Source organism: Streptomyces sp. TRM49041, assembly GCF_008271805.1.
Classification (GTDB): Bacteria; Actinomycetota; Actinomycetes; order Streptomycetales; family Streptomycetaceae; genus Streptomyces.
In genome coordinates this window covers 76,943-88,320 of sequence record NZ_VSRY01000123.1, presented here as the reverse complement: position 1 = coordinate 88,320, position 11,378 = coordinate 76,943, and the positions used below count along the sequence as shown (strand labels likewise).

At 72.3% G+C, this 11,378-nt stretch carries 10 protein-coding genes and 1 riboswitch; of the genes, 8 read left to right on the top strand and 2 right to left on the bottom strand.

What is annotated here, in order from left to right; genetic code table 11:
• Positions 1-2 precede the first annotated feature (2 nt).
• From hpnH to FVS66_RS35465, 5 genes are all read left to right on the top strand, one after another.
• Positions 3-1,025 carry an adenosyl-hopene transferase HpnH gene (gene hpnH, locus FVS66_RS15005; protein WP_187645532.1) on the top strand — a complete coding sequence of 341 codons (1,023 nt, stop codon included), beginning with the start codon at positions 3-5 and terminating at the stop codon, positions 1,023-1,025.
• 64 nt (positions 1,026-1,089) lie between these two features.
• On the top strand, positions 1,090-3,111 hold the full coding sequence (dxs, locus tag FVS66_RS15000) for a 1-deoxy-D-xylulose-5-phosphate synthase (protein ID WP_149181691.1): 2,022 nt from the start codon (positions 1,090-1,092) through the stop codon (positions 3,109-3,111).
• Positions 3,108-4,493 (top strand): aspartate aminotransferase family protein, encoded by a 1,386-nt coding sequence (locus FVS66_RS14995; RefSeq protein WP_149181690.1) that lies wholly within the window; start codon positions 3,108-3,110, stop codon positions 4,491-4,493. Before dxs ends, FVS66_RS14995 begins: the two co-directional genes overlap by 4 nt.
• Positions 4,494-4,593: 100 nt before the next feature.
• Positions 4,594-5,205: an XRE family transcriptional regulator gene (locus FVS66_RS14990; protein ID WP_149181689.1), complete on the top strand. Its 612-nt coding sequence runs from the start codon at positions 4,594-4,596 to the stop codon at positions 5,203-5,205.
• An 18-nt stretch (positions 5,206-5,223) separates the two neighbouring features.
• Positions 5,224-5,409, top strand: a complete 186-nt coding sequence (locus FVS66_RS35465) for a DUF6126 family protein (RefSeq protein WP_149181688.1) — start codon at positions 5,224-5,226, stop codon at positions 5,407-5,409.
• 53 nt (positions 5,410-5,462) lie between these two features.
• Here FVS66_RS35465 and FVS66_RS14980 read toward each other — a convergent pair whose 3' ends face one another.
• Positions 5,463-6,275: a tyrosine-protein phosphatase gene (locus FVS66_RS14980; RefSeq protein WP_187645531.1), complete on the bottom strand. Its 813-nt coding sequence runs from the start codon at positions 6,273-6,275 to the stop codon at positions 5,463-5,465.
• 823 nt (positions 6,276-7,098) lie between these two features.
• Positions 7,099-7,254, top strand: a riboswitch (cyclic di-AMP (ydaO/yuaA leader).
• A gap of 4 nt (positions 7,255-7,258) precedes the next feature.
• Here FVS66_RS14980 and FVS66_RS14970 point away from each other — a divergent pair.
• Both FVS66_RS14970 and FVS66_RS14965 read left to right on the top strand, forming a co-directional pair.
• Positions 7,259-8,152, top strand: coding sequence for a LysM peptidoglycan-binding domain-containing M23 family metallopeptidase (locus FVS66_RS14970; protein ID WP_149181685.1), 894 nt, complete (start codon positions 7,259-7,261; stop codon positions 8,150-8,152).
• 159 nt (positions 8,153-8,311) lie between these two features.
• Positions 8,312-9,088 (top strand): SGNH/GDSL hydrolase family protein, encoded by a 777-nt coding sequence (locus tag FVS66_RS14965; RefSeq protein ID WP_149181716.1) that lies wholly within the window; start codon positions 8,312-8,314, stop codon positions 9,086-9,088.
• A 172-nt stretch (positions 9,089-9,260) separates the two neighbouring features.
• On the opposite strand, the gene FVS66_RS14960 is transcribed toward FVS66_RS14965, so the two are convergent.
• Positions 9,261-9,890: a TetR family transcriptional regulator C-terminal domain-containing protein gene (locus FVS66_RS14960; protein ID WP_149181715.1), complete on the bottom strand. Its 630-nt coding sequence runs from the start codon at positions 9,888-9,890 to the stop codon at positions 9,261-9,263.
• A gap of 165 nt (positions 9,891-10,055) precedes the next feature.
• Between FVS66_RS14960 and FVS66_RS14955 the strand changes: the two genes are divergently transcribed.
• Entirely contained in the window at positions 10,056-11,261 is a 1,206-nt protein-coding gene (locus FVS66_RS14955; RefSeq protein ID WP_262387000.1) for an MBL fold metallo-hydrolase, read from the top strand.
• The last annotated feature ends 117 nt before the right edge of the window (positions 11,262-11,378 follow it).

Here is an 11,378-nt window from a genome sequence, read left to right as displayed (position 1 = left end):
AGATGGCCATGCCGCTCCGTCAGACCGTCCGGGTCGGGACCTATCTGCTCGGTCAGAGGATCCGCAGGCGCGAGAAGTTTCCCCTCATCGTCGAATTGGAGCCGCTCTTCGCGTGCAACCTGAAATGCGAGGGCTGCGGGAAGATCCAGCACCCGGCCGGAGTCCTGAAGCAGCGCATGCCCGTCGCGCAGGCCGTCGGCGCGGTCGTGGAGTCCGGGGCGCCGATGGTCTCCATCGCCGGCGGCGAGCCCCTGATGCACCCGCAGATCCACGAGATCGTGCGACAGCTCGTGGCCAAGCGGAAGTACGTATTCCTCTGCACGAACGCGCTGCTGCTCCGTAAGAAGATCGAGGACTTCACACCGTCGCCCTATTTCGCTTTCGCCGTGCACATCGACGGACTGCGGGAACGCCACGACGAATCCGTCGCCAAGGAAGGCGTGTTCGACGAGGCCGTCGAAGCCATCAAGGAGGCCAAGCGGCGCGGATTCCGCGTCACCACCAACTCCACGTTCTTCAACACCGACACGCCGCAGACGGTCATCGAGGTGCTCGACTACCTCAACGACGACCTCAAGGTCGACGAAATGATGATCTCGCCCGCCTACGCCTACGAGAAAGCGCCCGACCAGGAGCACTTCCTGGGCGTCGAACAGACCCGGGAACTCTTCAGGAAGGCATTCGCGGGCGGCAACCGGCGGCGGTGGCGGCTCAACCACTCGCCGCTCTTCCTCGACTTCCTGGAGGGCAGGGCCGACTTCGCGTGCACCGCGTGGGCCATTCCCAACTACTCCCTTTTCGGCTGGCAGCGGCCCTGCTATCTGATGAGCGACGGCTACGTCCCGACGTACCGGGAACTCGTGGAGGAGACCGACTGGGACAAGTACGGCCGCGGCAAGGACCCGCGCTGCGCCAACTGCATGGCCCACTGCGGATACGAACCGACGGCCGTACTCGCCACGATGGGCTCCCTGCGCGAATCCCTGCGCGCCGCCCGGGAAGCCGTGTCCGGTCCGCGCGCATGATGTGACCCGCCCGTCCCGAGTCGGACCGCACGAGAGTCGAACCGCACGAGAAGGGGGCCCGAGCGTGACACTCCTGGAGAACATCAGGGCACCGCGCGATCTCAAGGCACTGACAAGTGAGGAGCTCGACCGGCTCGCCGGGGAGATCAGGGACTTCCTGATCCACGCCGTGACCAGGACCGGCGGCCACCTCGGGCCCAACCTGGGCGTGGTCGAACTGACCATCGCCCTGCACCGTGTCTTCGACTCCCCGGACGACCGGATCCTCTGGGACACCGGCCACCAGACGTATGTGCACAAACTGCTCACCGGCCGTCAGGACTTCTCCAGACTGCGTGGGAAGGGCGGTCTGTCCGGCTACCCGGCCCGCGCCGAGTCCGAGCACGACGTCATCGAGAACTCCCACGCCTCCACCGTCCTCGGCTGGGCCGACGGCCTGGCCAAGGCGAACGAGCTGCTCGGCAGGGACGACCACGTCGTCGCCGTCATCGGCGACGGCGCGCTGACGGGCGGCATGGCGTGGGAGGCGCTGAACAACATCGCGGCCGCCGAGGACCGCCCGCTCGTCATCGTCGTCAACGACAACGAGCGCTCCTACGCGCCCACCATCGGCGGCCTCGCGAACCATCTCGCGACGCTGCGCACCACGGACGGCTACGAGCGGTTCCTGGCCTGGGGCAAGGACGTCCTGGGCCGCACCCCGGTCGTCGGCCGGCCGCTCTACGGGTCCCTGCACGGGGCGAAGAAGGGCCTGAAGGACTTCATCGCCCCGCAGGGCCTCTTCGAGGACCTCGGCCTGAAGTACGTCGGGCCCGTCGACGGCCATGACGTCGCGGCCGTCGAGTCCGCCCTGCGGCGCGCCAGGCGGTTCAACGGGCCGGTTCTGGTGCACTGCCTCACCGAGAAGGGCCGCGGCTACCGGCCCGCGCTCCAGGACGAGGCCGACCGCTTCCACGCCGTCGGCGCCATGGACCCGCTCACCTGCGCCCCGCTCGGCCCCTCCGCCGGCCCGTCGTGGACGTCCGTCTTCGGCGACGCCCTGGTCGAGCTGGGCGCCGAACGGCCCGACGTGGTCGCCCTGACCGCAGCGATGCTCCACCCGACGGGCCTGACCCGGTTCGCCGAGCGGTTCCCCGACCGGGTGTGGGACGTGGGCATCGCCGAACAGCACGCCGTCGTCTGCGCGGCCGGGCTCGCCACCGCCGGCCTCCACCCGGTCGTCGCTGTCTACGCCACCTTCCTCAACCGGGCCCTCGACCAGGTCCTGATGGATGCCGCCCTGCACCGCTGCGGCGTCACCTTTGTCCTCGACCGGGCGGGCGTCACCGGCGCGGACGGCCCCTCGCACAACGGCATGTGGGACCTGTCCGTCCTCCAGGTCGTGCCCGGCCTGCGGATCGCCGCGCCCCGCGACGCCGAGCGGCTCCGCGCCCAGCTGCGCGAGGCCGCCGACGTGGCGGACGCGCCGACCGTGCTGCGCTTCCCGAAGGAGTCCGTGGGCGCCCCGGTCCCGGCCGTCGGGCGGATCGGCGGCCTGGACGTCCTGTACCGGACGGCGGCCGACGACGACCCCCGGGTGCTGCTCGTGGCCGTCGGCGCCATGGCGCAGGGCTGCGTACGGGCGGCGCGGCTCCTCGCGGAGCGCGGCATCGGCTGCACGGTCGTCGACCCCCGCTGGGTCAAGCCCCTGGACGAGGCGCTCGCCCCGCTGGCCGACGGCCACCGGCTGGTCGCCGTGGTCGAGGACAACGTCCGCACCGGGGGTGTCGGTGCCGCCGTCGGCCAGACCCTGCGTGACGCCGGCGTCGACGTACCGCTGCGCACCCTCGGCATCCCCGAGCGGTTCCTGCCGCACGCCAAGCGGAGCGAGCTGCTGGCCGACATCGGTCTCACACCCGCCGACATCGCCGGACGCATCGCCGATGCCCTTCGTCCCGAGGCCGCGCCTCCGCAGGCCCCGCGCCCCGAGGCCGAGGGCCAGGACGGTGGCGGCACGCGTGCGGACGACGGCGGCCGGACAGAGAACGTACCGCGGCCCAGCGAGCCGCGGAGCGAAGCACGGAACGGAGTGCGAAGCGACGCATGAACACCGACTTCGACCTGGGCAAGCTGCTCGCGGAACGGGCCGCCGAGCGCTACGCACTGCACGCGCGCCACCTCAACCACCAGCTGCCGCGCATGCTGCACACCATCGGCTTCGACAAGATGTACGAGCGGGCCGAGGGCGCCCACTTCTGGGACGCCGAGGGCAACGACTACCTCGACATGCTGGCCGGGTTCGGCGTGATGGGCCTCGGCCGGCACCACCCGGTCGTCCGCCAGGCCCTCCATGACGTCCTGGACGCCTCGCTGCCCGACCTGACCCGCTTCGACTGCGCGCCCCTGCCCGGCCTCCTCGCCGAGCGGCTCCTGGCCCACTCGCCCCACCTGGACCGGGCGTTCTTCGGCAACAGCGGTACGGAAGCGGTGGAGACCGCTCTCAAGTTCGCCCGCTGCGCCACCGGCCGCCCACGCGTCGTGTACTGCGCGCACGCCTTCCACGGCCTCACCACCGGGGCACTCTCCGTCAACGGCGAGGCGGGCTTCCGCGACGGCTTCGGCCCGTTCCTGCCCGACACCGCGATCGGACTCGGCGACCTCGACGCCCTGGAGCGGGAGCTGAAGCGCGGCGACGTGGCCGCGTTCATCGTGGAGCCCGTCCAGGGCAAGGGCGTGTACGAGTCGCCGCCCGGCTTCCTGCGCGCCGCCCAGGAGCTGCTGCGCAAGCGGGGCGCCCTGCTGATCGCCGACGAGGTGCAGACGGGGCTCGGCCGGACCGGCGACTTCTACGCGTACCAGCACGAGGACGGCGTCGAACCCGACCTGGTGTGCGTCGCCAAGTCCCTGTCCGGCGGCTATGTGCCGGTCGGCGCCACCCTCGGAAAGGACTGGATCTTCAAGAAGGTCTACTCCTCGATCGACCGCGTCGTCGTCCACTCGGCCAGCTTCGGCGGGAACGCCCAGGCCATGGCGGCGGGTCTGGCCGTGCTCGCGGTCATGGAGGACCAGGGCACCGTGGCGCACGCCCGGCGCACCGGCGCGCTGCTGAAGTCCCGCCTGGCGGAGCTCGTCGACCGCTACGAGATGCTCCACGACGTACGCGGCCGCGGTCTGATGATCGGCATCGAGTTCGGCCGCCCCTCCTCGCTGGGGCTGCGCAGCCGATGGACGATGCTCCAGGCTGCCCGCAAGGGCCTGTTCGCCCAGATGGTCGTGGTGCCGCTGCTGCAGCGGCACCACATCCTCACCCAGGTCTCCGGCGATCGCCTGGAGGTCATCAAGCTGATCCCGCCGCTGGTCATCGACGAGAGCGACGTCGACCGCTTCGTGACCGCGTTCACCGACGTCATGGACGAGGCGCACAGCGGAGGCGGACTCATCTGGGACTTCGGAAGGACCCTCGTCAAGCAGGCCATGGCCGGCCGCTGACGTCCGCCCGGGCACAGGGGCCGACGGCCGGAGAGCCGCCCGATTTTGCCTGTCGGGCAAGAAAATTGCCCGAAGGGAAAGTACGTGGCGCAATGGCCGTATGACCAGCGCCGAAGGAGAGTCGGCCGACGCCCTGCCGGACGTCGCGCCTCAGCTGCGTGCCCTGCGGCGCCGCCGCGGCCTCACTCTGGAGGCCGCCGCCCGGCGCGCCGGGCTCTCGCCGGCCCACCTGTCCCGCCTGGAGACCGGCCGCCGTCAGCCCTCGCTGCCCATGCTGCTCGGGCTCGCACGCGTCTACGGTACGACGGTGTCCGAGCTGCTCGGCGAGGTGGCCCCCGAGCGGGACCCGATCGTACGCGCCGGGCGCGCCGAACCGGTCGCGGCGGGCGGCTGGACGTACCACCAGGCGGGTGCGGCGGGCCGTGCCATGCAGGCGCTGCGCGTCGACCTGCCGTACACCGGCCTGCCCGACCTGGTCCGGGTCCACCCGGGCGAGGAGTGGCTGTACGTCCTGAGGGGCCGCGTCCGGCTCGTACTCGGCGACGCGGTGCACGTCCTCGACCCCGGGGACAGCGCCCACTTCGACTCACTCACCCCGCACCGGATCGCCGCGGCCGCCCGCGGCGGTGCCGAGCTGCTGTTCGTCCACACCCTCATGCAGAGCGCCGCGGTCGACCTGTGCCTCGGCGGCGGCCCCGCGCAACGCCACTGAGACGACGAGAGGTACACCATGTCCGAACAACCCGGTCCCCGCCCCGGCCCAGTCCCCGGCCCCGTTCCTGTGCCCGTCCCCGGCGCGGAGGAGCGTAGGTTCCCCCGCGGCCTCGTCGTACGGCTCTTCGCCTACCTGATCGCCGGCCACCTCTTCGCGGCCTTCCTCTATCTGCTCTTCGTGCTGGGCGGGCAGAACCAGTAGACGCGCGGAATCTGTGGGGCCGGAGCCTGGGGGAGGGGCAGAAGCTGTGGCGGTCAGCCGTCGAGCAGCCGCTCCCGCAGCCGCTCGCGGGTCGCGCCGCCCAGCGCCAGCCCCTCGGTGAGGTACCGCTCGGTCGAGCCCCAGTTCTCCTCGATCGTCGCGTACGCCGTCTCCAGGTATTCGGCGCGCGCCTCGAAGAGCGGGTTGAGCAGCTCCATCACCTCGGGGGACATCCCGGCGGGAGAGGAGTCGCTGCGGTGGACCTTGTACCGGCGGCGCGGGTCGTTCGACTTGAGGTAGTCCTCCTCGATCGCGTCCCGCTCCACGCCGATCGCCAGGAGAACCACCGCGATCGACAGGCCCGCCCGGTCCTTGCCGGCCGCGCAGTGCATCAGCGCGGGCATGCTGTCCTCGGCGATGGCGTGCACCACCCGGCTGTGCTCGGCGGTGCGCTCCGTGACGATGCTGCGGTAGGCGTACCGCATCCGCGCCGCGGCCTTGCCGTCCCCGAGCAGCGCGTGGAGCTGGTCGAGGTCGCCTTCGCGGACCATCTGCCAGAACTCGGCGCCGTCGGCCGGGTCCGTCAGCGGGATATTGACGTTCCGCACGCCGGGCAGCTCGACGTCCGGGCCCTCCAGCTGCTGGTCGGCCGCGTTGCGGAAGTCGAAGACGGTGTGCAGGCCCAGGGAGGCGAGGAACGCCGTGTCCTGTTCGGTGGCGTGCGCCAGGTGGCCGCTGCGGAACAGCAGCCCCTGCCGGACCCGGCGGCCCTCCACGGTCGGCAGTCCGCCCACGTCGCGGAAGTTCCGCACGCCGGTCATCTCCGGCTCGGCGGTCGGCGGGACGTGCGGCAGCTGCTGCGTCACGGGGGCTCCTCCGTGTCTGCCGTCGGCGACGGCCGCCGACGATGTCGCGGTCCGACGATACGACATCGGCTCCCCGGGCAACGATCTCCCTGCGGCTCGCACATCCGTTGCCACAGCCACCGTTCCCGACCATGGCCAGGCGGTGGCCGGGGCCGCGTGATGTCCGGAAATGTTTGTTGTCGCGCGAACCTGGGAGTCCGGATGATCGAGGCGGAGGGCGACGGAAAGGGCGAGGAGTGCCCCGTCGAGGGTGGCCCCCGCTTCGAACGCCGGATCACCGCCGCCCACGCCGGCCCGGACGACGCCCCGCCGGAGGGGCACGTGAGGTGTACGGCTGCGCCCTCGCCTGGTCCGGCTCGCGGCGCGTCGCCGTGTGCCGGCCGCCCGGCGGGCGGGTTCAGATCACCGGCGGCGCCGACCGCGCTGTCCTGATTCGCCATGGTTTGCACACCGACCCGAGGGGCGACCTCGGCGCCACGGTCATCCGCTTGCACCGCTGTTGGGGCACTGGTCATGAAATAGCGCTTCTGGTGCTTCTGTCCGTATTGGTAGAGTAAGTCGTAACGCGCCCCGGAAATAGGGGAGATGGCCCCGGGGGCGTGAGCAGCGTCATAAAAGTGACGGACCGTGGCCGACCGCCCGACAGAAAAACCCTGCGCAGTACGGAAACCCATGATCCGCAATCCACGGAGGGTGACCGGAATTCCCCGAAGAATTCCGGTACATGAATGAGCGGTTGAAACCATCCGCTTGTTCCTGTCGTCCTGACTCGTTTAGCGTCCGGTCCAGCCGGGCGGACCGCCGAATCCTGCCGCCGCCCTGGAATTCGCACCCACCCACGTGTGGCAGGAGCGGGGGAACCAGGTAGTTCGCCGTACGGGAATTCCCGGACGGCTCGGGGTGAAGCCGCGCCACCCGCGCGGCCGGGCAGCTCCAGCCCGAACCCGACAGCTCACCTCGCAGGCGCCGGAGAGGAATTCGCCATGCCCGCGAAGGGTAAGCACCGCCGTCCCAAGTCCAGCTCTCTCACGCGTGGTTTCGTCGCCGCCGGAACGGGCGGCGCCGCCATCGCCCTGCCGTTCCTCGGTGCGACCGGCGCGCAGGCCGCTCCCGCCGCGGTCCCGGCCGTCGCCGCGCAGGCGGCCCCGGCGTCCGTCGCCTCCGCCGCCGAGGCCGTGAAGGCCGCCAAGCCCGCGCCGCGCGTCTACACCGTCGTCGCCGGCGACTACCTGGCGAAGATCGCCTACAACAAGAACGTCAAGGGCGGCTGGAAGAAGCTGTACGCGGACAACCGCGAGGCCATCGGCGACGACCCGTCGCTCATCCACCCCGGTCTCAAGCTCACCCTCGGCGCCAAGAACACCGGCAAGGCCAAGGAGACCCGCACCGAGCCGCGCGCCTCCCGCTCCACCGCCAAGACCCAGGCTCCGGCCGCCGCCCCGGCCCCGGCCCCGGCGCCCGCGCGGAACACCTCCGGCTACACCGCCCCGGTCCCCTCCGGCGTCTCCACCCCGTACCGGGCCTCGGGCGCCATGTGGTCCTCCGGCTACCACACCGGCGTCGACTTCTCCGCCCCGTCCGGCACCAGCGTGAAGTCCGTCGGCCCCGGCACCGTCGTCTCGGCCGGCTGGAGCGGCGCGTACGGCAACGAGGTCGTCGTCAAGCACACCGACGGCAACTACTCGCAGTACGCCCACCTCTCCTCCCTCTCCGTCTCGGCCGGCCAGACCGTCGGCGGCGGCCAGCAGATCGGCCTCTCCGGCTCGACCGGCAACTCCACCGGCCCGCACCTGCACTTCGAGATCCGCACCAGCCCGAGCTACGGCTCGGACATCGACCCGCTGGCCTACCTGCGGAGCCACGGCGTGAGCATCTGACGCCCGTCACCGCACAGCGCCACACGCCACCGCTGCCCGGCTCCCGCAAGGGGGCGCCGGGCAGCGGTGGCGTATATCACTCCCCGTCAACCCCTCCTTACGGTCGCGTAGGTCACATCTCGCGGTGAAGGATGTGCTCCCGTGGCAGACGATTCGACGATGGGGGAGAACGACGTGATCGGGTCGTACACGGCGCTGGGCGACAGCTTCACCGAAGGTGTCGGGGACCCGGGGCCCGACGGGCGCTTCGTCGGCTGGGCCGACCGCCTCGCGGTGCTGCTCGCCGACCGGCTCCCGGAGGAGCACCGGTTGCGGTACGCCAACCTTGCCGTACGCGGCAGGCTGCTCGACCAGATCGTGGAGGAGCAGGTTCCCAGGGCCAAGGAACTCGCCCCCGATCTGGTGACGTTCTGCGCGGGCGGCAACGACATCATCCGGCCCGGCAGCGACCCGGACGATGTCGCCGAGCGCTTCGAACGGGCGGTGGCGGACCTGACGTCCGCCATCGGTACGGTCCTGGTGACCACCGGCTTCGACACCCGCGGCGTCCCGGTGCTCCGCCACCTGCGCGGCAGGATCGCCACCTACAACGGCCATGTCCGGGCCATCGCCGACCGGTACGGCTGCCCCGTCCTCGACCTCTGGTCCCTCAGGACGGTCCAGGACCGCCGCGCCTGGGACGAGGACCGGCTGCACCTGTCGCCCGAGGGCCACACCCGCGTCGCCCTCCGCGCGGGTCAGGTACTCGGCCTGGAGATCCCCGCCGACCCGGACCAGCCCTGGCCACCCCTGCCGCCCCGCGGCACCCTCGAGGAACGCCGCGACGACATCCACTGGGCCCGCGAGTACCTGGTCCCCTGGATCGGCCGCCGCCTCCGCGGCGAGAGCTCCGGCGACCGCGTCACCGCCAAGCGCCCGGACCTCCTGCCCCTGTAGCAGGAAGGCCGTCTACGGCGGTCCCGCCGTCACCTCCCGGGCCGGCCGGCCCCGCCCCGCCGCCGGGCGCCTCACGCGCGCGGGCAGGGCGGGGCGAGGCCGCTCAGGGCGGGGCCGGGGCTCCCAGGGGCGGGGGCGAGGCTCCCAGGGGCGGGGGCGAGGCCGCTCGGGCTCATGCCCTCGGCCGTCCGACGCCCTGGAAGTCGGCCCCCAGCGCCCCCAGCTCCCGCTCCAGCGCCTCCTCGGCCCACCGCAACATCGTCCCCCGACCCAGCGAGCCCCGGTACACCGTCATCTGCACGGCCAGCCCGTCCAGCAGTGCCGTCAGCCGGCAGGCCGCCCCCTCCGGATCGGCGCACCGGAACTCACCGGCCGCAGCCCCCTCCGCGAACACCTCCGCGAGCTCCGTCTTCCACTGCCGGTCCAGCCCCGCGGCGACCTCCCTCAGCGCGGGCTCCCGAGGCGCGGCCGCCCAGCCCTCGATCCACAGCCGCCACCCCTTCGCCTGCCCGCTGGGCACATACCAGCGGACGGCCGCCCGCAGCCGCCGCACCGCCGTGGCCCGCCGCCCCAGGATCCTGCGCAGCTCCACGAGGTCGCCCTCCGCTGCGTACGCGAACGCCGCCGCGACCAGCTTCTCCTTGGTGGAGAAGTGGTACAGCACGAGCGCCCCGCTCACCCCCAGCGCCGCCGCCACATCGGCGACCCGCACAGCCGCCACACCCCGCGCCTCGATCTGCTCGACAGTCGCCCGCAGCAGCTCCTCGCGCCGCTCGGCCGCGCCCAGCCGCACTCTCGTCACGTCACCCGCCCCGTCGTCCACTCCCACGCGGCGACAGTATTCCGGACACGGAGCACCACCCCGTCGGTGAGGGGGGCACCCGCCACCGCTCCGTTTCCCCGCCCCATCCGACCGCTGTCATACCGCCCGCTCATAATGGAAGGATCCGAGCCTCCTGGAGGTGCTGTGACCGGCGACGACGCTCTCGGACCGCTGCGTGCCCGGCTCCGCCGCCTGCGGCCGGCCGCCTTCGGCGCGGATGCCGCCGGGGAGCGGCTGGAGCGCATCCGCCGCTCGCCGAACTTCGCGTACGGGGCATTCCGCAACCCGGGCGGCCCCCGGCACAGACCGTCCGGCTCGGCCGTCGACTTCGCGAAGATCTACTTCCGCAAGGAGGAGCGGACCCGCCGCGCCCCGGCCGCCCCCGTCCCGCTCCACCCGGCGACGGCCGCCGACCTGGCGCGGCCCCCGGCCTCGGGGCTGCGCCTCACCTGGATGGGGCACTCCAGCGTGCTCGCCGAGATCGACGGCCTGCGCGTGCTCTTCGACCCGGTGTGGGGCGACCGCTGCTCGCCCTTCACGTTCGTCGGGCCCAAGCGGCTGCACCCCGTCCCGCTGCCGCTCGCCGAGCTGGGCCCGGTCGACGTCGTCGTGATCTCGCACGACCATTACGACCATCTCGACCTGCCCACCATCCGCGCCCTGGCCGGCACGGACACGCTCTTCGCCGTCCCGCTCGGCGTCGGCGCCCATCTGGAGCGCTGGGGCGTCGCCCCGTCCCGGCTGCGCGAGCTGGACTGGAACGAGTCGACGGAGATCCGCGACGTACGGTTCACGGCCACCCCCGCCCGGCACTTCTGCGGCCGCGGCCTGCGCAACCGGCAGCACACGCTGTGGGCGTCATGGGCGGTGGCGGGCGCAGAGCACCGGATCTACCACAGCGGTGACACGGGCTACTTTCCCGGCTTCCACGAGATCGGCACGGCGCACGGCCCATTCGACGCCACCATGATCCAGATCGGCGCGTACTCGGACTTCTGGCCCGACATCCACATGACCCCGGCCGAGGGCATGCGAGCCCACCTCGACCTCCAGGGCGGCCGGCCGTCCGGTGTGATGATGCCGATCCACTGGGGCACCTTCAATCTCGCCCCCCACCCGTGGGAGGAGCCCGGCGAGGGCACGGTGACGGCCGGGGCCGACACCGGTTCCCGTATCGCCCTGCCACGTCCCGGCGAACCCTTCGAACCGACCGCGTCGTCCGTTCCGGACACGCCGTGGTGGCGCGTGGCGGCGCACACCCCCGCCACCGGGCCGTCGGCCGGCCCGGCCACCGCGGCGACGCCCGACCGGACGCCGGACCGCCGGAGCAGCGCCCCGACCACCGGCTGACGGGTGATCATCCGCTCGGCCGCGGCCGCCCTGCGCGCGCCGCGGCCCTCGGGCATGTCCGCCGTCGGCCTCCGAGACCGCACGTCAGCACCCTCGAAGTATCGGCATTCTGTACGA